The organism is Pseudomonas sp. BJa5 (assembly GCF_030272875.2).
Lineage (GTDB): Bacteria > Pseudomonadota > Gammaproteobacteria > Pseudomonadales > Pseudomonadaceae > Aquipseudomonas.
Genome location: NZ_JALRNG020000205.1, coordinates 1 through 241 on the forward strand (window position 1 = coordinate 1; position 241 = coordinate 241).

Here is a 241-nt window from a genome sequence, read left to right on the forward strand (position 1 = left end):
TCTTTCGCCACGGTGCACGGCTACCTCGCGCAGCACTTCGGTGAGGAAGGCCGGATCGTTGCGACCGTTTTTCGGCTTGGGCCGCAGGATGCGCGGCAGCAGGTAGGGGGCATCGCTTTCCAGAATCAGTCGGCCCTGGGCGATGCTGCCGAGCAGCGGATGCAGGTGGGTGCCGCGCCGCTCGTCGCAGATCCAGCCGGTGCTGCCGATGTGTAGGTCCAGGTCCAGATAGCCGAACAGC

The 241-nt window shown here is 66.0% G+C and carries 1 protein-coding gene; it reads right to left on the minus strand.

Annotated elements, in window-relative coordinates; translation table 11 throughout:
* Nucleotides 1-241 (minus strand): TatD family hydrolase (locus tag M2D63_RS26035; RefSeq protein ID WP_285865917.1); only part of this gene is annotated, 241 nt, incomplete at both ends.